Origin of the sequence: Paenibacillus sp. S150, from assembly GCF_019352175.1 — a bacterium.
Classification (GTDB): Bacteria; Bacillota; Bacilli; order Paenibacillales; family Paenibacillaceae; genus Paenibacillus_AQ.
In genome coordinates this window covers 1-24,729 of the sequence record NZ_JACBYI010000025.1, presented here as the reverse complement: position 1 = coordinate 24,729, position 24,729 = coordinate 1, and the positions used below count along the sequence as shown (strand labels likewise).

At 54.5% G+C, this 24,729-nt stretch carries 19 protein-coding genes and 1 pseudogene; 3 read left to right on the top strand and 17 right to left on the bottom strand.

Annotated elements, in window-relative coordinates; all coding sequences use genetic code 11:
- Window positions 1–191: 191 nt before the first annotated feature.
- The 8 genes from HYD27_RS20495 to HYD27_RS20460 all read right to left on the bottom strand — a co-directional run bounded on the left by HYD27_RS20495 (window position 192) and on the right by HYD27_RS20460 (window position 7,903).
- Window positions 192–1,484 (bottom strand): homocysteine synthase, encoded by a 1,293-nt coding sequence (locus tag HYD27_RS20495; RefSeq protein WP_219218256.1) that lies wholly within the window; start codon window positions 1,482–1,484, stop codon window positions 192–194.
- A 202-nt stretch (window positions 1,485–1,686) separates the two neighbouring features.
- Window positions 1,687–2,127, bottom strand: a complete 441-nt coding sequence (locus tag HYD27_RS20490; protein ID WP_228745236.1) for a GNAT family N-acetyltransferase — start codon at window positions 2,125–2,127, stop codon at window positions 1,687–1,689.
- A gap of 241 nt (window positions 2,128–2,368) precedes the next feature.
- On the bottom strand, window positions 2,369–2,707 hold the full coding sequence (locus HYD27_RS20485; protein WP_219218254.1) for a hypothetical protein: 339 nt from the start codon (window positions 2,705–2,707) through the stop codon (window positions 2,369–2,371).
- Window positions 2,708–3,224: 517 nt separating this feature from the next.
- Window positions 3,225–3,947 carry a GntR family transcriptional regulator gene (locus HYD27_RS20480; protein ID WP_219218253.1) on the bottom strand — a complete coding sequence of 241 codons (723 nt, stop codon included), beginning with the start codon at window positions 3,945–3,947 and terminating at the stop codon, window positions 3,225–3,227.
- A 10-nt stretch (window positions 3,948–3,957) separates the two neighbouring features.
- The gene (locus HYD27_RS20475) at window positions 3,958–4,971 is read right to left on the bottom strand and encodes a sugar kinase (protein WP_219218251.1); all 1,014 of its coding nucleotides are present in this window, start codon (window positions 4,969–4,971) and stop codon (window positions 3,958–3,960) included.
- Window positions 4,964–5,719, bottom strand: a complete 756-nt coding sequence (gene dagF / locus HYD27_RS20470) for a 2-dehydro-3-deoxy-phosphogluconate aldolase (RefSeq protein WP_219218249.1) — start codon at window positions 5,717–5,719, stop codon at window positions 4,964–4,966. Before dagF ends, HYD27_RS20475 begins: the two co-directional genes overlap by 8 nt.
- Complete coding sequence (locus HYD27_RS20465; RefSeq protein ID WP_219218247.1) at window positions 5,716–6,825, bottom strand: DgaE family pyridoxal phosphate-dependent ammonia lyase; 1,110 nt, start codon at window positions 6,823–6,825, stop codon at window positions 5,716–5,718. Before HYD27_RS20465 ends, dagF begins: the two co-directional genes overlap by 4 nt.
- Window positions 6,803–7,903: an amidohydrolase/deacetylase family metallohydrolase gene (locus HYD27_RS20460; RefSeq protein ID WP_309242102.1), complete on the bottom strand. Its 1,101-nt coding sequence runs from the start codon at window positions 7,901–7,903 to the stop codon at window positions 6,803–6,805. Before HYD27_RS20460 ends, HYD27_RS20465 begins: the two co-directional genes overlap by 23 nt.
- A gap of 415 nt (window positions 7,904–8,318) precedes the next feature.
- On the opposite strand from HYD27_RS20460, the gene HYD27_RS20455 reads away from it, so the two are divergent.
- Window positions 8,319–10,655 (top strand): helix-turn-helix domain-containing protein, encoded by a 2,337-nt coding sequence (locus tag HYD27_RS20455; RefSeq protein WP_219218245.1) that lies wholly within the window; start codon window positions 8,319–8,321, stop codon window positions 10,653–10,655.
- Between the two features lie 22 nt (window positions 10,656–10,677).
- Here HYD27_RS20455 and HYD27_RS20450 read toward each other — a convergent pair whose 3' ends face one another.
- The 7 genes and pseudogenes from HYD27_RS20450 to HYD27_RS20420 form a co-directional block, all read right to left on the bottom strand.
- Entirely contained in the window at window positions 10,678–11,694 is a 1,017-nt protein-coding gene (locus HYD27_RS20450; RefSeq protein ID WP_219218243.1) for a glycoside hydrolase family 130 protein, read from the bottom strand.
- A gap of 2 nt (window positions 11,695–11,696) precedes the next feature.
- Entirely contained in the window at window positions 11,697–11,945 is a 249-nt protein-coding gene (locus HYD27_RS20445; protein WP_219218240.1) for a glycosyl hydrolase-related protein, read from the bottom strand.
- On the bottom strand, window positions 11,945–12,391 hold the full coding sequence (locus HYD27_RS20440) for a hypothetical protein (protein WP_219218239.1): 447 nt from the start codon (window positions 12,389–12,391) through the stop codon (window positions 11,945–11,947). Before HYD27_RS20440 ends, HYD27_RS20445 begins: the two co-directional genes overlap by 1 nt.
- 35 nt (window positions 12,392–12,426) lie before the next feature.
- Window positions 12,427–14,228 (bottom strand): annotated as a pseudogene (locus HYD27_RS20435) (glycoside hydrolase family 3 N-terminal domain-containing protein).
- 33 nt (window positions 14,229–14,261) lie between these two features.
- Entirely contained in the window at window positions 14,262–15,875 is a 1,614-nt protein-coding gene (locus HYD27_RS20430; protein ID WP_219218238.1) for an extracellular solute-binding protein, read from the bottom strand.
- 37 nt (window positions 15,876–15,912) lie between these two features.
- On the bottom strand, window positions 15,913–16,824 hold the full coding sequence (locus HYD27_RS20425; protein WP_219218237.1) for a carbohydrate ABC transporter permease: 912 nt from the start codon (window positions 16,822–16,824) through the stop codon (window positions 15,913–15,915).
- 16 nt (window positions 16,825–16,840) lie between these two features.
- Window positions 16,841–17,791 (bottom strand): ABC transporter permease, encoded by a 951-nt coding sequence (locus HYD27_RS20420; protein ID WP_219218236.1) that lies wholly within the window; start codon window positions 17,789–17,791, stop codon window positions 16,841–16,843.
- A gap of 369 nt (window positions 17,792–18,160) precedes the next feature.
- On the opposite strand from HYD27_RS20420, the gene HYD27_RS20415 reads away from it, so the two are divergent.
- Window positions 18,161–20,914 carry an alpha-mannosidase gene (locus HYD27_RS20415; protein ID WP_219218235.1) on the top strand — a complete coding sequence of 918 codons (2,754 nt, stop codon included), beginning with the start codon at window positions 18,161–18,163 and terminating at the stop codon, window positions 20,912–20,914.
- Between the two features lie 29 nt (window positions 20,915–20,943).
- A complete protein-coding gene (locus tag HYD27_RS20410) occupies window positions 20,944–22,224 on the top strand; it encodes a glycoside hydrolase family 125 protein (protein ID WP_219218234.1) in 1,281 nt (426 codons plus the stop codon).
- A gap of 313 nt (window positions 22,225–22,537) precedes the next feature.
- On the opposite strand, the gene deoC is transcribed toward HYD27_RS20410, so the two are convergent.
- Complete coding sequence (gene deoC / locus HYD27_RS20405) at window positions 22,538–23,215, bottom strand: deoxyribose-phosphate aldolase (protein ID WP_219218233.1); 678 nt, start codon at window positions 23,213–23,215, stop codon at window positions 22,538–22,540.
- A gap of 49 nt (window positions 23,216–23,264) precedes the next feature.
- Complete coding sequence (locus HYD27_RS20400; RefSeq protein WP_219218232.1) at window positions 23,265–23,600, bottom strand: hypothetical protein; 336 nt, start codon at window positions 23,598–23,600, stop codon at window positions 23,265–23,267.
- Between the last annotated feature and the right edge of the window lie 1,129 nt (window positions 23,601–24,729).

Genomic DNA, 24,729 nt, shown 5'->3' with positions numbered 1-24,729 from the left:
CCCGTCTTTTAGTTGAACAGGCAGCCTGTTGCATATGCATCTCAAGCTTGCCTCGATTCTTAACTGTAAAAGAAAGACATTCCGTATCTGGACAGTGGCCTTCATGGTCTGAGAACCCGAACTACCTTTGGGTACCCGGGTTTTAGTATTTGCAAAGTATAATTCCGGCAACTGCCTGCTGCCGCACTTGACTACTGCTGGCTGGCCGCAATAGCCTGCTCCAGATCATACAGAATATCATCAATGGATTCCGTACCTATGGAGAGCCGGATAAGCTCCGGGGTTACCCCGGCTGTAATCTGCTCCGCATCCGACAGCTGCTGATGGGTGGTGCTCGCCGGATGAATAATCAGCGATTTGGAATCTCCGACATTCGCCAGGTGGGAGAACAGCTTCACACTCTCGATCAGCTTGACACCGTTCGCCGCTCCGCCCTTGATCCCGAAGGTCAGAATGGCTCCCTGCCCCCTGGGCAGATATTTCCGGGCAAGCTCATAGGACGGGTGGCTTGGAAGCCCGGCATAGCTGACCCATTCCACAGCTTCATGCTGCTCCAGATACTGGGCTACCTTGAGCGCATTCAGGCTGTGCCGCTCCAGCCTCAGATGCAGAGTCTCAAGCCCCTGCAGCAGCAGCCAGGAGTTGAACGGTGAGATTGACGCGCCCAAATCACGCAGCAATTGTACCCGTGCCTTAATGATATAAGCAATCGGTCCCACAGCTTCCGTGTAGACCAAACCATGGTAGCTCGGGTCCGGTTCGGTCAGGCCGGGGAATCGGCCGCTCACCTTCCAATCGAACTTGCCGCTGTCCACAATAATCCCGCCGATGGAGGTTCCATGTCCCCCAATGAATTTGGTTGCTGAATGCACGACGATATCCGCACCAAATTCAATCGGCCGGAGCAAGTACGGACTTGGGAACGTATTATCCACGATCAGCGGAATTCCGTGCTCATGGGCGATGGCCGCTACAGCCTCAATGTCCAGCACATTCCCCTGCGGATTGCCGATGGTCTCGGCGTACAGCGCCTTCGTTTTGTCCGTGATTGCACTGCGGAAGTTCTCCGGGCTATCCGAATCCACAAAATGCACCTTAATCCCCAGCTTGGGGAGTGTAGTTGAGAACAGATTATAAGTGCCGCCGTACAGACTGGCGGAAGAGACAATTTCATCTCCGGCCCCGGCAATATTCAGTATGGACAAGGAAATCGCCGCTGCCCCGGAAGCAGTCGCAAGCGCCCCCGCCCCGCCCTCCAGTGCAGCAAGGCGCTGCTCAAAAACATCGGTAGTCGGGTTCATCAGACGGGTATAAACGTTGCCGAATTCCTTCAGCCCGAACAAATTGGCCGCATGCTCTGCATCACGGAACCCATAGGAAGTGGTCTGGTACAGCGGGACAGCACGCGCGAAGGTGGTTGGATCAATCTCCTGGCCTGCATGAACGGCTAATGTTTCGAACGACAGCTTGCGATCTTCTGACAATGGATTTTCCTCCCTAAGAATACATAATGGTAAAACTTTACATCCAAGAATTGTACCTATTCTCTCACAAACCATCTCATTTGAAAAGATAAATATCTCATTATTCCACTGTGTTTTATTAACTTAAGTAAAACTGCAGACTTATAGCGCATTCCACCCATGGATAACGCTTTCAAATTTCTCAGTGCAGCGGACTGTATCACTATGTATCGGACTTTGATTCAACGTCCATTGTATCTTGAAATAACGGTGTCCGAGCTAAGATCCTCTGTGGCCCCTGCCCCATCTTTTCAAAGCCGCATTGGATCACCGGACGAAGCGCTTCAGTCATCAGCCCTCTGCACCGGAAGGCTCTGGATAGACCAATACCAATTTTCCGCTTTGACCGAGGTCCTGTTGTCCAGCAATGGCAGCCGCAGGTTCCCGCCAATTGCTCTTGCTGCTTATCGCCCCCCCAGCGGCAGCCCGAATCGTCGATGTGGAACTGGATAATTTCATCAGTTTCGCCAATGGACCGGCATGGCGGGATATCCATGTAACGCGTTACTTCTTCAGCCGCGAAATGCCGGAATACTGCCTCATGGCCTTCAAGCGTCAACAATCTTAACCTCAATCTGTCCGTTTCAACGGCAGGGTACTTCATCTTCCTCAATGCTCTCTCCTTCATCACAACCACTTACTCGGACCAAATTCGCAGTCACTTTTACCTCTCATTCCGTCATATTGACCACTCACGCTGGATTCAAGAGCACTTTTACCTTTCATTCCGACATATTGCCCTCTCACGCTGGATTCAAGAGCACTTTTACCTTTCATTCCGCCATATTGCTCTCTCACGCTGGATTCAAGAGCACTTTTACCTTTCATTCCGACATATTGACCACTCACGCTGGATTCAAGAGCACTTTTACCTCACCCCCGCCACATTGACCACTCACGCTGAATTCAAGAGCACTTTTACCTTTCATTCCGCCACATTGCCCTCTCACGCTGAATTCAAGAGCACTTTTACCTTTCATTCCGCCACATTGCCCTCTCACGCTGGATTCAAGAGCACTTTTACCTCTCATTCCGTCATATTGACCACTCACGCTGGATTCAAGAGCACTTTTACCTCTCATTCCTCCACATTGCCCTCTCACGCTGGATTCAAGAGCACTTTTACCTTTCATTCCGCCACATTGCCCTCTCACGCTGGATTCAAGAGCACTTTTACCTTTCATTCCGCCACATTGCCCTCTCACGCTGGATTCAAGAGCACTTTTACCTCTCAACTTATCATGCAGCTCGTCCAACAGTCATGTACAGTTGCCGACATCTTAACGCTTGAAAACAGGGGGCTACGCTGACGGTTCATTAGGTTGTGTTATTGAGAATTCCCGCTCCACAAAAAAAGACCCGCGCCGCAAGCAACGAGAGTCTGGGAGGAATGAAATCCGCCTTAGTTTTTTCAGCAAATGAACCCGTCCAGGAATTCACCTGTCTTGCCCATCATCAAACTTATCCACCAATATTCTTGTCCATCATGTGCTTATCCATCATCGAAATTATCCACCAATATTCTTGTCCATCATGAAATTATCTATTATCGAACCCCAGCATGATTTTGTCCTGTAACGGAATTGTCCACTAATGTTCTCGTCCATTGTCGTACTTGTACAGCCATATTGCCAGCACGAACTCATCCGCTATCGAAGAAGCTTGTCACCCAGACATCCATCTTTAGCATTACCGCCGGCTTCAAGTGTCGTAGCTGACCAGATAATGATGAAGCTCCGTGTTATAGCAGCCGATGCTGTGTTCAATCAGCCTGCCTTCGCCGTCGTAGGAGTTGCGCAGGCGCTTGAGCACATGCGTCCCCGGCGGAAGCTCCAGCAGCAGGCAGGCCTCAGGAGGTGCCGGCTCCACAAAGAAACGGTCCTTGAATTTCTCCAGCACGATGTCGTTTTCCTCCAAAGAGTCGTACAGCGACTGGATATCCGTATCCATTTCTTTGACGCCTCCGCCGGGCAGTGCGGCAGCCGTCAGGAAGTGCACCAGATGAATATACGGCTGCCCATTCAGAATGTAGAGACGTTCAATCCGCTGGCAATACGGCCCGTAGCGGTTGTATTCCTCCGTACCGGCATCGTTCGCGATGAGTTCGGACACCAGCATTCTTTTTTCCAGCTTATGGCCCTCTTCTACGAGCAGCTCTGTAAATCTTTTGCCCTTGGAGAGCTTCTGGTAGGAGGTATTGCGCATCACAATCGTGCCGATGCCGCTTTTCTTTTGCACATAGCCTTCCTGGGACAGCTCCTGGACCGCGCTGCGAACCGTCATTTTGCTGACGCCGAATTCCTTTTCCAGCTGCGGCTCGGAGGGAATGATGCTGCCCAAAGGATATACACCGTGCAGAATCCGGTCTTTGAGGATTTTTTGGATCTGCTGATATAAAGGGCCTTGCTTGCGTTTCAGGGACACGTGCCGTTCACTACCTTTCAACATCTAAGGTATGGTCTGACAGCGCCCGGAGCACCTCACCCTCGGTAAAAAGCGCCGTATCGCCTTGGATGGTATGGGCCAGCATCGCCGCCGCCGCTGCCATGTCAACCGTCTGCTGCAATGGATACTGCTGCAATTCCCCATGGATGACCGCGCTGGCAAAGGCATCGCCGGCACCGATCCGGTCAAACACGGAAAAGGTCAGCTTCCGGGAGAACTCGAACGTACCTTGATGATAAATATATCCGGTTAAAGAATGCGTATTGTTATCGTTAATCTCGCGGTGGGTTCCCGCTGCCGTTCCGATCCGGAAGCGCTTCGCGGCCTCCGGTATGGCATGCTTCAACTGTGTTATTCTATCATATTCTCCCGTTCCGATACCAAGAATAAACTGCGCATCCTTCTCATTCATCATCACTGTATCCGCCAGCTCCAGCAGCTCCTCATAATGCGGGCGGGCCTTGGCATAGCCATCTGCACCCCATAGCGCCGGGCGGTAATTGCAATCAAAGACAACCCTGCCCCCGGCGCTTTTCACTGCTGCGGCGAGCTGCTTCATCTGCTTGCGCACCGCTTCATTCATGGCCAGCGTAATGCCGCACAAATGAAGGACGTCCACACGGGAAGCGAGAGCGGACATATCATAATTGCCCGCCTCTGCGGTATTGAAGCTGCTGCCCAGCCGGTCTGTGTAGGTGACTCTGCCGGGGCGGGCGCCGAAGCCATTCTCCAGAAAATACATCCCCAGCTGCTTGCCGCCCCGGCTGATCAGTGATGTATCCACCCCAAGCTTGCGCAGATAAGCAATAGCCGCTTCGCCTACCGGAGTGTCCGGCAAGGTCGTTATGACAGCGCCGTTATGCCCGTATCTTGCCAGTGCCGCCGTTACATTGACCCCGCTCCCGGAAAAAGAGTAGTCCAGCCTGCTGCTCTGGACCAGCGTTTCATAGCCCGGAACCTGCAGCCGCATCATCACTTCGCCAAAAGCGGCAATCCTAGGCATAACGGTCCACCAGCGATTTCATGGTTTCGAGCAGTCTGCGGACATCCCCTACGTTCGTATTCCCGGTCTGCGGATCAATAATCGAGGAATAGACATGCGGAATAACCTGCGGCACGCCTGCCTGAAGCGCAATTTCCAGAATGGTGCCGAAATTGTCCATGTCGATTCCGCCCGTAGGCTCCAGCGCGAAGCCGGCTTCCCCGCAGGCCTGGGCAACCGCACGGTACTCTTCCTCCAGCTTCAGCCCCTGCATCGGATAATATTTGAGTGCATTGCCGCCCATGTCACGAACCAGTGCGATGGCGGCAGGAACCGGAACAATGGCTTGCGGCTCGTTCCCCGAGCTGATGGGACCGGTTGATATATTCACATAGCCCGGCCGGCCGCAGGGAGAGACCAGGCTGTTAATCCAGCTGTCCCGGGCGCCGAGATTGGCGCGGGTCGCCCCCACTGCCGGAAACACCTGATTGATATGGCTTCCCGGATAGCTTTTGGCAATTTCCGCCACCACCGCCGCCTGCCGGTTGTCTCCGGCTCCCAATCCGATGGATACGGCGTCCCGGATCGCTTGGCCATATTCGGTCATGGCGGCTGCCGCTTCCCCCGCCGTGGCGTAATTTTTGGAGAGCACGCCTACCAGGACATGCCCCTCCGCTGCCGCATAGACCTCCTTGGCATTCTCAATGCCGCCTGCCAGCACATTAAGCGCGGCTCTGTTCTTATACAAGCGCTGCTGAATATTACTCATTCGGTTTGCCCCCCCACGATTTCAGTTATTCTGCTTACGATGACCTGAAGATCGTCTCCCTGCAGAGACCTTGGATCGATATCGAAATAGCCCTGCTTGACGCCATAATCCCGCGTATACACCGCAATTTCACCTTCGCGCAGCCGGTCATTGACGGTCTTGGCGTCCACCCCCGCAGCAGAGGCCTCAATCTGGATGCGGCCGCGGAATATCGCTCTGCCCGCTTCATCCTGCACGATGCGGACCGAAACTCCGCGAAGCCCGGCCAGCGGCTGAAGCGCCTCCAGCGCCTGTTTCTCGAATTCGCTGTTATCGGCCTTGTCCTGATATTCCTCCAGTGCCTGGAGCAGCCCAAAGGTTGTCTCTTTGCCGACCTTCATGCTGCGGCCGATTCCGTGCAGCTGCACCTTTAGCCACTCAATGTATTTCTTTTTGCCGGCAACAATGCCCGAGGTTGGGCCTTCAATAGCCTTCGAGCCGCTGTAAATGGCAAGATCGGAATATTGGACGTATTTGAGCAAATCCTCTTCCGCAGCCGCATCGGCGATCAGCGGCACCCCTCTGCGTCCGGCTACCTCCCAGGCCTCTTCCACGGAAATCATGTTCTTCTGGACGGCATGATGGGATTTGACATAAAGAATCGCGGCGGTGCGCTCACCGATAGCCTGTTCAATATGCTCTTTGCGGCCTTCGTTGGCGTAACCGGCTTCCACCACCCGGCCTCCGCCAAGGAATACCATGGTTTCAACCGGAGCACCATACTGCACATTATGGCCCTTCAGCATAATAATTTCATTCTTCAGCACCGGCTCCTGGTGCAGGCGAAGACTGAGCCGCGGATCTCCGCCGGTCACGATGGCCGCCACCGACAGCGCAATGCCGCTGGATGCCGAATTTACGACAACCGCGCCTTCGGAACCGAGCAGCCGGGCAATGTAATCTCCCGATTTGTCCACGAGGTCGGCAATTTCCACATACTGCTGTCCGCCTTGCTTCATCGCCTCCATGACCGAATCCGTCGGAGCGGAAACTCCAAGGATGCTCATTCTTCCACTGGCATTAATCACACGCTTCAATCCATATCTAGCCTGTAATGAGTGACCCATTTGCAAAGACTCCTTTAGCCTCAATATAGTGTTGCGCGACCCGGACATCGCCTTCCGAGTCCTTCAGCTGCTTCTCGCCTGCCTTCAGGGCAAACAAGGTCAGGTTCGCCTGCTGTCCTACCCTGATGTACCCGAGCTCCGGCTTGCCCAGCCACTCCGCTGCGCTGCTTGTGACCGCGCGGATGACCTCTTCCAGACTGTAGCCGAGACACAGAAATTTCGTCAGCACATTCGACATGCTGTACACCGGCCCGTCCAGACGGTTGCCCCGGTAGATATCCGTGCTGATTGTATTCAGCGCAATTCCTGCCTGCTTGGCCTGTTCTGCAATCCGGAAGGAGAAGCTCGCCGTGCCATGCCCCACATCCAGATGAACCCCGCGGGCGGCTGCATCCAGCAGCCCTTGCAGCGGTGTGCCGTCCGCATGGAACAGATTATTGGATTTGCCGTTAAGATAATGGGTGATAACATCGCCCGGCCGCAGCAGCTCCAGCACCTCGGAGATAGCCGGCGGAGCGGAACCGATATGCACCATGAGCGGAAGCGCCGTCTCCTCCGACAGTCTGCGTGCCAGCTTAAGCGGCTGAATGCCGCTGTCTTTGACGACACTTTGGCTGATGCGCGCCTTCAGACCGACAATGAATTCGGGATAAGCGGCTGCCGCCGCCAGGGTCTTGGTCCGGTCAATCCATTCCAGCTGCGACAGCTCATCTATCCGCTCAAGTCCAATCCTTGAAATATTCAGCAAAGCAAACACCTTGGTAGCGGCCTTCAGGCTTTCGGTATAAAAAGCCCCGATCCGGTCGGAACCGCAGCTTCCGGCATCCACCAGAGTCGTTACCCCCTGCTTCACACCAATCTCGTCGATGTCATCGCCGTAGGGATGAAGCTCAGGCACGGCATGCACATGCAAATCAATCCATCCGCTGGATACATATAACCCGGAACAGTCCAACCCGCACTCTCCATCAGTCTGGCCCGGCGGTGCAATGGCGGTGATGACTCCGTCCCGAATGGCGATATCAACCCTCCGCCCGTCGACAAGCTGCAAATTGCGCAGCACATTCTCTGTACCCACTCTTCCCATCTCCTTCTTCTTCAACCCGGTCAGACAAGCAGAAACGGCTGCGCCGTCCTTATAAGGGACGGGGTGTTTCAGCGAGAAATAGAAGGATAATTTAGTATGCAAAGCATATAAATTCTTATATTTCAAGCAGAAACGGCTGCGCCGTCCTCTCCAAACAGGCTATGCTTCCGAAGCAGCGATACACAGAGTATCGCTTTCAGGTACCTTTACAGCAAGGAATATAAGGATGATTAACGGCATGAGCCTTTACAGCCTTATATTAAAATATAAACCTGACCTGCTGCTCCATTTTAAAGATTATAATGTTATAATGTTTATATTAGCATAAGTATGATCCAGAAGAGAACAGTGATTTATGATCCAAAGATTTCTAATCCGAACATCTTAGCACTGGAGGGACTGCTTAATGGCAAATCCGGCACCCAAGCCATCCTTGCTCAACAGGTTCCGGTTGACCTGGAATCATTTCAAATCAAAGCTGCTGCTGAAATATGCTTTTTCCTACATCCTTATGTTCCTTATCCCTCTGACCGGAGTAACTATATTCGTCTATGAAAACGCTGTGAAGGGCCTTCGTGTCGAAATCGAACAATCCAATGTCAATCAGCTCAACCAGGTGAAGAGCACCATAGATGCCCGCATGATTGAGCTGCAGGAAATATCGGGCAGAATCGCCTATGACAAGCATCTGACCCCCTATATGGTACGGCATCCCTACTACAGCCTGGAGGCGGTCCAGGCGCTGGCGAATTACAAGGCCAGCAGCAGCATTGCGGAGGACCTGTTTCTCTATTTCCATGACGATTCCAACATCTATTCTTACCGGGGGCTGGCTGATCTTCATGTCACTTTCAGCAGCCTCTACCAGTTTGAGCATTGGACCTTCGAAGAATTGCGGCTGGATCTGAATGAAACCCGGCAGCCGCTGGTGCGCCCCGCCGAGCAAGTAACCGTCAACTCCCGCAAGGAGCCCATGCTGGTCATGCTCGTCCCGGTTAAGCCGAATGATCCGTTCCCCTATGGAACCGTTGTGTACCTGATGAAAGAATCCAAGCTGACCGGAGTCATGGATTCGATTCTCAGCGATTTCTCGGGAAGCAGCTATATTTTTGGCGCCTCCGGAGAGGTGCTGACCGCGAACAGCCATGGCATCAGCCTGCCCCGGGAAGAACTGAGCAATTTGTCCGCACTTGAGCCGGGTATTCATAACCTGGTGCTGGACGGGGAGCAGTATTCCGTCGTTTCTGTAAAGTCTGAAGAAAATGGCTGGACCTATGTGACCACGATGCCAAGCTTCCAGTTCTTCAGCCGGGTCGCCCATGTCCAGACCCTGATCCTGCTCGTCTTCTCCATTACGGTCATCACCGGCATAGTTGCCGCACTGCTGCTGGCCAAACGGCAGTACCATCCGATCAAGGATCTGATGGAATTCGCCAAGCTGGGAGGCAGCGGCAATGACTCTCTCAAGCTCCGCAATGAGTGGGAATGGATCCGCCAGACTCTGCACGAATACAGTGCCAGAATTGATCTTCAGGAGCCCTTCGTCCGCAATCAGTGCATGCTGCTGCTGCTTAAGCACGGCAAGCCGGATGATCCCGAGATTGAGCAGATGATCCTCAGTGCAGGCCTCAGGCATCCGCAGGGACAAGGCCTCTATTTCTCGGCCATCCTGTCCTGGGATGACGCGGTGCCGGGCGGCAAATCCTGGCATGAACGCCATCAGCTGCAGGAGATGCTCAGCAATGTATGCCTGCCCGGTCCTGATGCCCAAATCTTCGGCGTTGAATTTTCGGCCAAGGACCAGTTCGCCCTGATCATTTCGCTCCCCGGCCATGACGACGAACCTGTCCAGCGCCGGATGGAGCAGGTCATCGAAGGCATTCAAGCTGTGATCCGCGAGCACTCGCAGCTGGCGCTGAGCATCGGCGTCGGCATGGCTTACCGGGACCTCGCGCAGCTCAACCAATCCTTTATCGAAGCTGCGGCAGCGCTGGAGCACCGGATGATCCGGCGCAGCGGGCAGGTGACGTATTTTGAGCAGCTGGCCGGGCTGAATCCGCCCGCCGACGAGAGCTTCTGGATTCCGCGCAAATCCATGCTGAAGCTGGAGCAGAGCCTGAAGCAGGGCAACGAATCGGTAGCCGTCCAGATGATTGCCGACACCATTGATACGATCAAGGATGAACCGCTTCAGGTTCATCTGCTGCGCTGCATCTGCTTTGATCTGCTGAACGCTTTTCTGCGCACCGCCTCTGAGCTGGGTATGGACGAGGTGTTCGCAAATATGCCGGAGCTGACCTCCTTCGAAACGCTTGAAGAGCTGGAAAGCCGTCTGCTCTCTCTGGCTGCCGCCATTTGCGTGCAGGTCGAGCGGAATACGGAAACGGGCGAATCTTCATTAATGGACGACATTCTGGCTTACGTGGACCAGCAGTTTGCAGATTATACGCTCAGCCTGGAGCATGTGGCGCTGAAGTTTGCCATTTCAACCTCTTATTTAAGCCGGAGCTTCAAAGAGAAAACCGGCAGCAATTTCTCACAGTATATCTGGCAGCGGCGTGTGGATGAGGTTATCCGGCTGCTGGTGAACACCAGCGCACCGCTTAAGGAAATCATTGAGCAGGTGGGCTATCTGGATGCGCCGAACTTCATCCGCAAGTTCAAAAAAGAAACCGGTCTGACGCCGGGGCAGTACCGCAAGGAACATGCCTTGAAGGGGGCCGCTGCGAAAAGACCGGTTTAAGTTGGCGAAGCTTCCCCTCCTGCTATTGCGCTTCCTGCAGGATATGTTCTACAAGCTCATCCAGAGGAACGGTCGCAAGCGCAATCGCTGTGTCCGTTACCCCGTAATAGATGTAGAGCAGCCCGTCTTTGACTACATTGCCGGTCGGGAAGATAACATTCGGGATCTGAAACCCGAATTTCTCGTAGTACATCTCCGGCTCCATAATGAAATTATGCGTCCGGGCAATGATTTTCTCCGGCTGCTCCAAATCCAGCAGCATGGCTCCTACACGGTAGACAACGTCCTCATCGACGCCGTGATAGAGCACCAGCCAGCCCTTGTCCGTGCGCACCGGAGGTGTCGAGCCTCCGATCTTCCGGGATTCCCAGGACAAATTCCCCGCTGTGGCGAGCAGCTTGGGCTCTTCCCAATGAACGAGATCCTCGGAGTAAGTAATCCACATGGCCGCTTTCTCTGTTCCGTAGGCTTCACCCACATATTCTTCGGGGCGGCGCAGCAGCACGAATTTGCCGCCTATTTTCTCGGGGAACAAAATGTTGTCCCGGTCGTTGATATCCAGCGGAGTCGTGTCCGCCACAAACTCCCAGTCCAGCAGATTGTCCGATTTCAGAATGGAGGACCGCGTCAGCCAATGCCCCTCCTCTTGCCCCCAGCCATCCGGATATTCCGGAATGGAGCGCTGCGGGACGCCCGCCCCTGTAGGATAATAGCTCATGGCGCAGGGCCGCAGGGCGTAGTTCAGATAAAAGGTTCCGTCGATTTTGACAATCCGCGGGTCCTGCACACTGCCGTAAGGAAATCCCAGCATATCGGGCGTCACAATCGGCTCTTCCTTCACATGGGTAAAGTTCACGCCGTCCTCGCTCTCCAGCAGGCCCAGAAAGTTTTTGCACGGGGTCAGTGAACCTGCGGTGCGCTCAATCATGTAGAATTTTCCGTTATCGATGATGACAGCAGGATTAAAGACCGTTACCTTGCGCCATTCATAGCCGCCCGGGACGACAATCGGATTATCCGGATGTCTTTTGATTTGCATGTCTATTCCTCCTGCGAATAATGTTCGTGGTATAGTTTGAGCGTCTGGACCTTATAGGGTTTAAAAGAAAGCCGGATCGCTCCGCCGGAAGCCTCCACAGGCCCCGTCTCCGTCTCCAGCAGATTCGCCATGCAGGCGCGGGTCGCTCCGGCCTTCCCGTCCAGTACCGCCGTCTCTCTGCTGCCTGCGGATTCATACAGCCGGACAACGGTACCGCTGCCGTCCTCTGCCTTCTTGATTGTACCAAGCATCACATGCCCGCTCTGAAAACCGAGCCAGCAGATGCTCCTTCATAAAGAGTGTCCATCGCCCGTTCCAGCGCTTGCGCGGTACGGATGCGGCGCATATCATCCGCCGGCAGCAGCAGGGCCGCTTCATGCGCCGTCTTCACCGTATGCAGCAGGCTGTATACCGGAGGATTCACACGCACGAGCGTAATTTCGATCCCGTCCAGCGGCGGCTTAATCACTGCCTGACGGTTCAACGGGTCCTCCGGCTCAGGCACCGGATCATACAGCTCAATGTCCAGTTGAAGTTCCTCTCCCGCCGTACCGGGAGGCAGCGGAATGAACCAATGATTGCTGTATACGCCGGGAGAGAGGTAACGGGACTTGCGCAGACTCCATTCCTTAAGCTTCAGCTTCTCCGCCCACTGCCTCTCGGCCAGCCAGCCGATAAAACGGTTCATGCGCTTCATGGCTCAACCCTCCTTCCTGACACGGAGCTGTGCCGTCAAATATTCTTCGGAGTGGGCCCCGCCATCATCGTGAATTCTCCCGCCTCCACAATCCGCGATAAATCTGCCGATACGTATTCCATCTGCTCCCTGCCGACGCTGAACGCAACCGTCTGCGTGTCTCCCGGCTGGAGGCTGATCTTGCGGAAGGCCTTAAGCTGCTCTCGGGACGCGTTATACTGGAGGCCAGGTCTGAAATATACAGCTGAACCACTTCACTCCCCGTCCGGGTACTTGAATTGGTTACATCAACGGATACACGCGCTTCGCCGTCCACAGAAATAACAGCAGGCTCAACCCGTAAGTTGCTGTACTTGAACTCGCTGAAGCTAAGGCCGTAGCCGAACGGGTACTCGGCATTGAAGTCCGTCTCCAGATACCGTTTGCCTCTCGTCCGCCGCTTGTAGTAATACACGGGGAGCTGACCGGCATGCTTCGGAATGCTGATTGTCAGACACCCGGAAGGGTTCACCTCGCCGAAGAGAATATCGGCTATGGCATGTCCGCCTTCCTGGCCGGGGTACCAGGCTTCCAGAATGGCATCGGCATGCTCCACAATCCACGGCTCGGCAATCGGACGGCCATTGATATAGACCACAATCAGCGGTTTGCCCAGCTTGTGGACTTCCTGCACCAGTTCAAGCTGCACGCCCGTCAGGTTGAGGGTGGCACGGTCAATGCCCTCGCCGCATTCCATATCGTTCCAGGAATGTTCGGTCACGACCGAAGCGCCGGTGAGCAGATCAATCGTCCCTTCGCCAAAGTCCCGGGCGCTAGAGCCGCCAATCGCCATCACTACGGCATCGGCATCGGCTGCGCAGGCCAGCGCATGCGCGAAGCCTTCCCGGGAATCGCCTTTAATCCGGCAGCCCGGCGCATACAGCACGCTGTCCGGTCTGCCGCCCAGCGCTCCGCAATCCGTGATTACGAAGCCGTCAAATCCCCATTGCTCCCTCAGCACATCCTGCAGAAGATAGCGGTTCGTTGTGCAGGGAACCCCGTCAATCTCGTTGTAGGCGGTCATGATGGATAAAGCTCCGGCTTCCACAGCCTTACGGAAAGGCAGCAGATCCACCTCATGCAATTCGCGGAGCCCCATATGAACAGGCGCTGAATTCCGTCCGCCTTCCGAGCTGCCATAGGCGGCGAAATGCTTCAGGGTCGCCAGAACAGCGTCCTCCGCGTCGAGCCGTTCCCCCTGCAGCCCTTTTACAGCTTCCACTCCCATCGCGGCAATCAGAAACGGGTCTTCGCCAAAGGTCTCCTCCGTCCGCCCCCAGCGCGGATCACGCACCACATCCAGCACCGGCGAATAGGTAGCCGCCCCGCCCTGGCTGCGGGTCTCCAGCGCCACTGCCCGGCACATCTCCCGGTACAATCCGGGATTCCACATACTGCCCAGGGCCAGCGGTACGGGAAATACCGTCGCGCCGATAGCCATATGCCCGTGAGAGCATTCCTCACCGAACAGAATGGGAATGCCAAGACGGCTCTCCTTCATGGCGTAGGCCTGAATGGCATTGACCGCCTCCGCCCCTTCCTTCGGGGACAGGCCTGTCTCCAGTGTGACGCCGGTTTAGGGATCTGCGCGCAGGGTTCCATACAGCGAGCCTACGCCGCCGCCTGCGATCTGGCGCTTGAAGGCTTCTGTCATGCCGGCAGTTCCGTCCGGGCGCTTCTCATAGCACTGCCAGCCGAAAGGCTGGACTAATTGTCCAGCCTTCTCTCCAAGTGTCATGCGCTGCAGCAGGTCCTGTACCCGGTCCGCCACAGAGCGTGTTTTATCCTTATAGATCATTTCTACAGCACCTTTCTGCACAAAAGACCTGAATTAGTTGGACTTCCAGCGGTCATAGGCTGCCTGGTTGATTTCCGCCACACGCTCCCCGCCCATTTTCTTGATGGTCGCCACATAATTGTCCCACCCCGTAAGCGGCTCGGCACCGGTGATGAACTTCGCTTCCATCTGCTTCACATACGTGCTCAGATCCGAATTCAGACTGCTGATTTCGGTCTGCTCTTCCACGGTGAGGAACAAGGCCGGGAACGGAATACGTGCGCCTTTATCGAGAAGCTTTTGCTTCGTCTCCTGCTCCACCCAGAGGTCAAAGTCCGTCTTCAGCCCCTTGTTGATATCATCCATGGACAGAGTTGGCGCCGGGATACCATAGTTAGGCGTCAAGGTCGCCCGGTAATCTTCCATTTCCTTGCCGTCCGGTACAGGCAGGTACTGCTTGACGCGGTTCTCTTTATCGGTGTATTCCCAGAGGATGCCTTCCGGCCCTTTATTGAAGAACAACGCGCCTTCATAGGAGTACAGGTAATCCACCCAGCGCAGGGAGGCTTCCGGCTGCGGATTGCTCTCGGAAATGGCGAACGCGCCGGTTGTAATGCCTCTATTCTTGGCAATCGCCGGGGCGGCAACCGATTCGCTGCGGACCGGCGCGAACATCGGGTCTGACGTCGAAGGCTCTCCGCCTTTGGTCATGTAGGCGTGCCAGTCGGAGAACAGGGCGACGCGGTTGTTCTGCGCTTTGGCCTTCTTCTGCTCCGCCGTCTGCGAGAAGCTCTCATGGTCCAGCAGCTCCTCGGACCACAGGCGGTTCATATAGGTCAAATACTCCTTATAGCCTTCCTCAAGCGGGGTGTAATGCACCTTGTCCGCATCATCCACATAAACCTCTTCTTCGTAAATGCCGAAGGCGCCAAGCAGCCAGGTGCGGATATCGCGAAGGTTCGCAGCGGCAGTCGTAATGGAAGAGATCGGAATCTCATCCGCAAGGCCGTTGCCGTTCGGATCTTCCTCCTTAACACGCTTCAGGTAGGTATACAGCTCCTCCGTCGTTTCGGGAAGCTTGTCGATATTCAGCGCCTTCAGGAAATCCCCGTTGTACCACATCGGGTTGCGGTACCAATGCTGGCTGAATTCCACAACCGGCAGGGAATAGATATGCCCGTCCGGTGCTGTGATTGATTTGCGGACATCCGGATTTTCCTCCAGCAGCGCCTTGAAGTTCGGGGCGTATTCATCAATCAGGTCCTCCAGGGGAATCAGGATGCCCTGCTCTCCATAGTTCATCTGCTCTGCAGTCGTCAGACCCGCTGCATAAAAAATATCCGGGTAATCCCCGCTGGCAAACACCAGATTCTTTTTGGTCTCAAAGCTGTCCTTAGGCGCATTCTGGTATTCGAGCGTAATGCCGGTCATCTCCTGCATCTGCTGGAGCACTGCCATGTTCTCCCAGTTCTGAATCCCTACATCCGGCGCCATCAGCGTCAGTGTGACGGGCTGATCAACAATCGGAAAGCCCTCCTTGTTCACAGTGACATCTCCGGTACCGCCGCTGTCCGCCGCTCCATCGCCCGATGAGCCGCAGCCTGCCAGCAGTGTCAGGATCATAGCCGAAGACAGCAGAAGCTTCCATGGTTTGCGTGTGGTCTGCATAGATGATTCCTCCTTATTATCATTACATTTTATACGTTTACCCTTTAACAGAGCCAATCATGACCCCTTGGACAAAGTAGCGCTGCAGGAACGGATAGACCGCCACAATGGGCAGTGTAGAGACGACAATGACTCCATATTTAATCAGCGAGGCCGTTTCTGCCTTATTATTCATGGCCATCGCCACCTCGCCGTTGATCGCGGCGCCGGTGGTTTCAGCCGACATTTCCTGAAGGACAAGAATCTGGCGCAGCACCATCTGCAGCGGATACTTGGCTTCATCGTTCAAATAGATCAGGGACGGAAAATAACTGTTCCAGTGGCCCACGCCATAGAATAGAGCCATAACGGCTACAATCGGCGCGGACAGCGGCAGTATAATGCGGATGAACAGCTTCAGATTCGTACAGCCGTCAATGTGCGCCGCTTCCTGCAGCTCCTTCGGGATGGTCGTCTGGAAAAAGGTGCGGGCCACGACGATGTTCCAGACCGAAGCGGCCACCGGCAGAATCAAAGCACCCATGCTGTTGATCAGGCCCAGATTCTTGACCAGCAGATACGTCGGCACCAGGCCGCCGCTGAAGAACATCGTGAACAGAATAAAGACCATAAACAGCTGGCGCCCGACAAAATCCGATCTGCTGAGCGCATAGGAGGCCGGCAGGGTCACGGCGAGATTGAGCAGGGTTCCCGCCACTGTGTAGATAATGGTGTTCAAATAACCATTCCATATCTTCGGGTTCTCAAAAACAAGCTTGTAGCCGTCCAGTGTCACATCCTTCGGGAACAGCCACATGGCTCCCGAATTGACAGCCTGCGGCGAGCTGATCGAAGCGCTGAGAATATAGATCAGCGGGTAGAGTACAGCCACCAGCGCAAGACACAAATAAATATAGGTGCTGATCAGAAACAGCTTGTCCCCCCTGGATTCTTTCATGGCAGTAACCAAAGACTTCAACTCCTTTCTACCAGAGGCTGTTCTCACTGGTGCGTTTGGCAATCCGGTTGACGGTAACCAGCAGAATGACGTTGACCACCGAGTTGAACAATCCGACAGCCGTTGAGAAGCTGTATTGGGCGTTCACCAGGCCGGCGCGGTATACATAGGTGGAGATTACATCGGAAGCTTCCATATTGAGCGAGTTCTGCAGCAGCAGAATCTTCTCGAAGCCGACGCCCAGAATATTGCCCATATTCAAAATCAGCATGATCGTAATGGTGGGCACAATCGTCGGCAGATTGATATGCAGCACCCTTTTAATCCGGCTCGCGCCATCCACAATGGCCGCTTCATGCAGTTGGGGGTCTACGCCCGACAGAGCCGCGAGATAAATAATTGTTCCCCACCCGGTGCTCTGCCAGACGCCCGAGAAGACATACACCGTTTTGAACCAGGCCGGATCGGTCAGAAATTCCGCAGGCTGAAAGCCCAGGAACTCAATGACACGGACAATCATTCCGCTGGAGGGAGATAAAAAGGTAATGATCATCCCCGCCATGACGACTACAGAAATGAAATGCGGCGCATAGGTAACCGTCTGGACCGATTTTTTGAACGGGCCGTTGCGGACTTCATTGAAGGCCAGCGCCAGAATAATCGGCAGCGGAAACCCGATCGCGAGTTCATAGAAGCTGATGCTGAAGGTGTTCCAGAGCAGATCCCAGAAAAAATAGGAATTGAAGAACCGTTCAAAATGGTCAAAACCCACCCATGCACTGCCCGTGATTCCCTTGGAAGGCACGAAATTCTTAAAAGCAATCTGGATGCCGTACATCGGACCGTAATGAAAAACGAGGAAATACAGCAATGCGGGAAGCATGAACAGATAGAGCTCCCAGTTTTGCCAGATTCTTTTGCCGAGGGACTTGTTCTTCAATGAAGGATTTCCGGATACCGCAGCATTACTCCCCTTCATTCTCCCACTCCTCTCTATGTTAGTTTTCATGACATTAAGTCGTATAGCCGCTTCGCATTCTTCCTAATGCAACTCCTGCTAACGCTTACAGGACACAGTGTAGTGAAAGTAAGCTGACACCGTAAATATGTAGGATCTGCATTGTCATGTAAAAAGAATGTAAAGCCGCGCCGCTGCGGCACTTATTGCTTGGCCCTGCTCCCGTTGTCTCGGGATGCTCCAGCACTGCAAATGTGTGAATTATGAACCTCCCCCCGGGCTGCAAAAGTTACATATTGAGATCACAGGGCAGGTATGCAAACATTTGCTACGAATGCCAAGCTAAATGATTGACTGACGATATAGGACGATACTTAGGAGGTTTCTGTCATGACCCGTACAACCGCCCACCTGATCTCCCACACGCATTGGGACCGGGAATGGTACATGCCTTACGAGCGTCATCACGTTCTGCTGGCCAAGCTGATGAATGAACTCCTGGAGACCCTGGAGAAGGATGAACGCTACCGTTATTTCCATCTGGACGGACAGACCATTATCATTGAAGACTATCTTCAGGTTCACCCTGAGAAAAGAGAGGCCCTGGAGCAATTCATCCGTGAAGGACGCATTGTCATCGGCCCCTGGTATGTGCTGCAGGATGAATTCCTGACCAGCTCGGAAGCCAATGTCCGCAATCTGCTGATCGGCCATCAGGATGCGGCGAAGTATGGCGTCATCTCCAAGCTGGGCTATTTTCCCGATTCCTTCGGCAATATGGGACAAGTGCCGCAGCTGCTCCGGCAGGCGGATATTGAGACTGCAGTGTTCGGACGCGGCGTGAAGCCGACGGGCTTTGACAATATGGTCGGTGAGCTGAACAGCGCCGGCTATGAATCGCCGTATTCCGAAATGTTCTGGGAGTCCCCCGACGGCTCCGTCGTACTCGGACTGCTCTTCGCGAACTGGTACAGCAACGGCAATGAGGTGCCGGTGGATGGGCAGGAAGCCAAGGCCTTCTGGGACAAAAAGCTCGCCGATGCCGGTAAATATGCCTCCACTCCGGAGCTGCTGTTCATGAACGGCTGCGATCACCAGCCGGTGCAGCGCAATCTCGCCGACGCCCTGGAGACAGCCAGGGGGCTGTACCCGGACGTGGATTTTATCCACTCCAGCTTCGAGCAGTATTTGCATGCGCTTAAGCCCTCGCTGCCCGCCGAGCTCGTGACGGTGAACGGCGAACTGCGCAGCCAGCACACCGACGGCTGGGGCACGCTGGTGAATACCGCTTCCGCCCGCGTCTACCTGAAGCAGATGAATCAGCGCGGACAGGCGCTGCTGGAGAAAGGGGCCGAGCCTTTGGCCGCGCTGGCTTATCTGGCCGGGGGACAGGCCTATCCCCATGCCCAGCTGACCTACGCCTGGAAGACCCTGATGCAGAATCATCCGCATGACAGCATCTGCGGGTGCAGCGTGGACGAGGTTCACCGCGAAATGATCGGACGCTTCGAAAAGAGCAGACATGTGGGCGAGGCTATTATTGAAGAGAGCCTGAAGGCCATATCCGGACAGATCGGAACCTCAGGCGTGACTGCTTGGGGAGAATCCGCCATTCCCGTAGCCGTCTTCAATACAACCGGCTGGGAACGCAGCGGAACGGTCAGTGTGGAGGTGATCTTCGCCAAGCGCTATTTCAAGGAAGGGCCGAACCCGGCGGCGATTGCCGAGGCGCTGGATGAGCTGCCGCTTGATCTGAACAGCGGACGGCTGCTGGATATGGACGGACGGAGTATTCCTTGCCGGGCGGAGGATCTGGGTACCCGGTTCGGCTATGAGCTGCCGGATGACCAGTTCCGCAAGCCTTATATGGCCCGCAAAATCCGTCTGACCTTCGAAGCCGCACAGGTACCTCCGCTCGGTTACACAACATATGCCTGGATGCAGTCACCGGATGTCGTTACCGAAGCTGCCGCAGGTCCGCTGAAAATCATCGATCAGGGCATGGCCAACGACTTCCTGGCCGTTCAGATCCGGGAGGACGGCTCCTATGATGTAACCGACAAGCGCACCGGCAAAGTCTTCGGAGGACTCGGCGTCTATGAGAACTGCGGCGATATCGGGAATGAGTATGTATTCCGTCAGCCGGAGGGCGATGTTCCGCTGACGACCCGGGGACTTGCGGCGCGCGTCTCTCTTGCCGAGCATGAGCCCTGCCGCATCACCTACGAAATCGTTCACGAATGGGAAATCCCGGCTTCCGCCGATGCTTCGTTCGCGGAGGAGAAACGCCGGATGATTCCGTTCCGGCAGCGCAAGGCGGGAAGGTCCGCTGGGCAGGTGCCGCTGCAGATCGTGACCCGGGTCAGCCTGGAGGCTGCCGGGACCGGCATTCAGGTCTCTGCCGCGTTCAATAATCAGGCCATGGACCACAGGCTGCGCGTCCTCTTCCCTACCGGACTTGCCGCCTCCACCCTTCTGGCCGATTCCGTATTTGAAGCGGCGGAGCGCGAGATTGAGCCGGCTCCCGATTGGATCAATCCAAGCAACGCCCAGCATCAGCAGGCTTTTGTCAGTGTGTCGGATGGCAGCGCCGGACTTATGGCCGCCAACAAAGGACTGAACGAATACGAGGTCCTGCGGGACGGAAGGAATACCATGGCCGTGACCCTGCTGCGCAGCGTGTCCGAGCTGGGCGACTGGGGCGTGTTCCCCACGCCGGAAGCCCAGTGCCTGGGCGAGCATACCGTGGAATTCGCGGTTCGTCCTTATGCCGGAGCTGCTGCCTGGCCCTCGGCTGCTGCCTGGGCCTATCAATATCAGGCCCCTTGGTTCGCTGTGCAGGCGGGCTGGCAGCAGGGTCCATTGCCTGCCGAGTATCAGCCGCTGGAGTGGCAAGGGCATACGCTTGCGCTCTCCGCATTCAAAATGTCAGAAGCAAATAAAGATATTATCCTGCGGTGGTATAATCTCGCGCACACGGAGCAGGACTTTACGCTTAAGCCCCATTTTCCCGTACAGGCTGTATATGCCAGTGATATTCTGGAGCGGCGGAAGGACAAGGAAGCAGCAGATGAAGGAATCCTTCGCAGCTCCGTCGGCAAAGCCCAAATCGTCACCTACGCGCTGCAACCGGTACAACCCTAATATCAACTATGCCCAGGAGGAGTTAGATTATGAACTTGCCCGCTTCCATTACCCGGTATCTGAATGAAGCCGACGAACGGCTCGCGCATCACCCGAAATTGCAGCAAATGTTCCGCAACTGTTTCCCGAATACGCTGGAGACTACAACCAAGCTGCTGGACGACGGCACCACCTTCGTATTCACCGGCGATATTCCGGCCATGTGGCTGCGTGATTCCACCGAGCAGGTGCGCCACTATATTCCTTTTGCCAAAAATGATCCTGAGCTTCAGCGGATTCTCCGCGGCCTGATCGCCCGGCAGATGTTCTATGTCAATATTGATCCGTACACCAATGCCTTCAACGAAACGGCGAGCGACAAGCATTACCGGGACACCGACGACTGCAATCTGAACCCGTGGATGTGGGAGCGCAAATACGAGCTGGACTCCCTCTGCTTCGTCGTGCAGCTGGCTTATATGTACTGGAAGGAAGCGGAGCAGACCGATATCTTCGATACCGCCTGCTACCAGGCGCTGACCTCCATCGTGGATGTGATAGCAACGGAGCAGTATCACGGGGAGAAATCGCCATACCATTTCATCCGGCAGACGCTTCAGGATACGGAGACTTTGTACAACAACGGACGCGGCATGCCCGTCAATTATACCGGGATGAGCTGGTCCGGCTTCCGTCCGAGCGATGACAGCTGCGAATTCGGCTACAACATCCCCTCGAATATGTTCGCCGCGGTCATTCTTGGGTATATCCGTGAAATTGCCAGCGAAGTGTACAAGGATGAAAGACTGGCGGCCCGGGCCGCGAAGCTGCGCAAGGAGATCGACTTCGGAATCCGTACCTACGGCATCGTGAACCACCCGAAATACGGCAGAATCTACGCCTATGAAACGGACGGCTACGGCAATTATTCCCTGATGGACGACGCCGGCACACCGGGGCTGATGTCCATTCCTTATATTGGTTATGTGGGAGTGGAGGATGAAATCTATCAGAATACCCGCCGGTTTGCCCTCAGCTTCGACAATCCCTTCTATTTCGAAGGCAAGCATGCCAAAGGCATCGGCAGCCCGCATACGCCGGGAGGGTACGTATGGCATATGGCGCTGTCCATGCAGGCGCTGACGGCAGACAACGATGCGGAGATCAAAGAGCTGATCGATATGCTGATCCGCACCGATGCCGGTACCGGATACATGCACGAGGGCTTCCACCCGGACGATCCCGCCGATTTCTCGCGCGAGTGGTTCGCCTGGTCCAACAGCCTGTTCGCCACCCTGATCGGCAAAGCGATGGACAAAGGGCTGGTCTGACAAGCAGAAACGGCTACGCCGTCCTTGTATAGGACGGCGTGTTTCAGCGAGAAATAGAAGAATAATTTAGTGTGCCTAGCATATAAATTCTGCCCTGAAATAACGCTGTCGCAGCGATATTTCATTCCTCAGTGGTGCCGCGCAGCGGCATGGGTGTCTTATCTTTCAAAATAATCCCACAAAGTGGAGCCTTGGCTTCGATGATGGCTCAGGTACTTTGCGGGGACCCCAAAACATACACAGCAGAAACGGCTGCGCCATCCTTTAACCAAGGAGGGCGCAGCCGTTTCTGTTGTGCCGGACTGTATTAATTTTAGTAGCTGCTCTGGCTCTGCTCGCCTTTGGCAATAGCCACCCCGCCGCTGGTGCCGATGCGGGTTGCCCCTGCTCCAACCATAACCAGCGCATCCTCTGCGCTGCGTACGCCGCCGGATGCCTTGACACCGGTGTCAGGACCTACCGCTGCGCGCATCAGTGCGATATCTTCCTTCGTTGCACCGCCGGTGGAGAACCCGGTCGAGGTTTTCACGAAATCCGCTCCGGCTTCTACCGCGAGCTTGCAGGCGCGGATTTTCTCTTCATCCGTAAGCAGGCAGGTTTCAATGATCACCTTGGTCAGCGCCTTGCCGCCGGCCGCCCCGACAACTGCGGCGATATCCCGCTTCACCAGCTCATTGTCACCGTCCTTCAGTGCGCCGATGTTGATAACCATGTCCACTTCGCCCGCACCGCTCGCGATCGCATCGGCCGTTTCAAAAGCTTTTGTGTCAGGTGTGGACGATCCCAGCGGGAACCCGATAACCGTACATACTTTGACCTCGGGCGTATCCTTCAGTACTTCGTGGGCAACAGCTACCCATGCCGGATTCACACAGACCGAAGCAAATTTATAGGTTTTGGCCTCTTCTGCCAGCTTGATAATATCTTCTTTACGGGCATCCGCCTTCAACAGCGTGTGATCAATGATCCCGGATAGTGTGTTTGTACTCATTGTTAATTCCTCCATGATAATCGGTAGTAGACATTCATATTCCTTGTAATCATACCAATAGTAGAGGGCTTTGGAAAGCTGTCCGGGAAACCTCCCGCTGCTCCGGGTCCGGCTGAAGCCTGCCCGTTTGCAAAAATGCTCCTATACAATTAACCGGCAATATGATGGCTATTCCTCTAAATACAGCCCCGGAATTGCCTCTCGTGAAAACTTCTCTTATTGCTCGGTCAGCGACTGTATATCCACGAACGGAGCGGACATGCCCGTACTTCACAGAAGTTAAGGCGTTGCCCCCAATGACCACCACAATTAAGACCGCAATGACACCGCTGATGATTTTGACGGGACGGAACTGCTTAAGCTTTGGATTCATCTCCAATTTCATTTGACTCCCCTCCTGAGCTATGGATATGCTTGCTGGTTACCTTTCTAAACGGTCAAAGAATGGCAACGGCCGCAAGCTTTTCCGTCCATTTAAGTTCACTAATTCCACTTCATTTCACTTCCTGCCCCAGGCAGCGCTCCTGGTTTGCCCTCCCTGATTCCGCGCCTCCTCCTGCAAAGCACAAGCCACAGCTTCAGCACAATTACCACGCTTTAACTGATCCCCAACTTCATACACAGCCGTTTCAGCGAGAAAGATAAGGCTAATGTATAGCGGGAAACCTATAAATTCTCTCTTTCAAGAAAGACGCCTATCGGCGTCCTATATAAGAATGCTGCCATTTCAGTGGGGAGGAGAAGAATCATTTCGCGCTGATTCCACCGTCCAGCCGGCTTCGGGCGAATTCAAAGGTATTTCTGCCTTTGATTCCACCGTCCAGCCGGCTCGGTCGAATTCAAAGGTATTTCTGCCTTTGATTCCCTCTGCCTGCCCGCTGCGGACAACGCATTAGCGCAGTTTGCTTAGCCGAAGTCCCGATCCATTCTTTCATTTACAGCGCAGCCGTGAAATAACGGATAAGCTTCGCTTCCCCCAAAACATATAAACCTGAATTTTGAAAGTAAGTATCCACAAATCGTCTAAAAAGCTCTACACGAAGGGATTTTTTGCTAAAAACAGCTTGCACCAAATGGGTGAAGGAAAAAGAGGGGTTATCCCTTGTCCGATCTGGATCTGTTTAATTCACTTTCGAAATTCAGGATAAATTCTGATCTTTCAAGTGGAAACGGCTTCGCCGTCCTTGACCGGGCAGCTCAGCTGTTTGCATTTCAGGTGTAAGGCTGGCTGCTGAAGCCATGTGAAAAAGGTCACTTCATACTCCCCTCAGCCGCTTTTTCGCAAGTGTTAGCGGGAAAAAGGAACCCTAATCGATCCGTTTCGCCCCCCCTTACTAAGGAATACGCCTAAATTAAGATGAACTTAACCATTTATCCAAAGGGCAGAGATGGCGTAAAATAGTATGTGTAAGGATCGGGGAGTCTAGTAAACGACAAAAAAGTAGGGTATCCTTGGGATTGCAAAGTCACCAAGAAAAGGAGCCCTACTCAATGACCAGTATACAACAAAACCC

What these genes read in the sequence shown, in the direction of transcription:
- HYD27_RS20490 (WP_228745236.1), bottom strand. Translation starts at nt 2,127, where the DNA reads ATGAAGTACCCTGCCGTTGAAACGGACAGATTGAGGTTAAGATTGTTG.
- HYD27_RS20485 (WP_219218254.1), bottom strand. Translation starts at nt 2,707, where the DNA reads ATGAAAGGTAAAAGTGCTCTTGAATCCAGCGTGAGAGGGCAATGTGGC.
- HYD27_RS20475 (WP_219218251.1), bottom strand. Translation starts at nt 4,971, where the DNA reads ATGCCTAGGATTGCCGCTTTTGGCGAAGTGATGATGCGGCTGCAGGTT.
- dagF (WP_219218249.1), bottom strand. Translation starts at nt 5,719, where the DNA reads ATGAGTAATATTCAGCAGCGCTTGTATAAGAACAGAGCCGCGCTTAAT.
- HYD27_RS20465 (WP_219218247.1), bottom strand. Translation starts at nt 6,825, where the DNA reads ATGGGTCACTCATTACAGGCTAGATATGGATTGAAGCGTGTGATTAAT.
- HYD27_RS20455 (WP_219218245.1), top strand. Translation starts at nt 8,319, where the DNA reads ATGGCAAATCCGGCACCCAAGCCATCCTTGCTCAACAGGTTCCGGTTG.
- HYD27_RS20450 (WP_219218243.1), bottom strand. Translation starts at nt 11,694, where the DNA reads ATGCAAATCAAAAGACATCCGGATAATCCGATTGTCGTCCCGGGCGGC.
- HYD27_RS20445 (WP_219218240.1), bottom strand. Translation starts at nt 11,945, where the DNA reads ATGCTTGGTACAATCAAGAAGGCAGAGGACGGCAGCGGTACCGTTGTC.
- HYD27_RS20440 (WP_219218239.1), bottom strand. Translation starts at nt 12,391, where the DNA reads ATGAAGCGCATGAACCGTTTTATCGGCTGGCTGGCCGAGAGGCAGTGG.
- HYD27_RS20430 (WP_219218238.1), bottom strand. Translation starts at nt 15,875, where the DNA reads ATGCAGACCACACGCAAACCATGGAAGCTTCTGCTGTCTTCGGCTATG.
- HYD27_RS20420 (WP_219218236.1), bottom strand. Translation starts at nt 17,791, where the DNA reads ATGAAGGGGAGTAATGCTGCGGTATCCGGAAATCCTTCATTGAAGAAC.
- HYD27_RS20415 (WP_219218235.1), top strand. Translation starts at nt 18,161, where the DNA reads ATGACCCGTACAACCGCCCACCTGATCTCCCACACGCATTGGGACCGG.
- HYD27_RS20410 (WP_219218234.1), top strand. Translation starts at nt 20,944, where the DNA reads ATGAACTTGCCCGCTTCCATTACCCGGTATCTGAATGAAGCCGACGAA.
- deoC (WP_219218233.1), bottom strand. Translation starts at nt 23,215, where the DNA reads ATGAGTACAAACACACTATCCGGGATCATTGATCACACGCTGTTGAAG.
- HYD27_RS20400 (WP_219218232.1), bottom strand. Translation starts at nt 23,600, where the DNA reads ATGAAATTGGAGATGAATCCAAAGCTTAAGCAGTTCCGTCCCGTCAAA.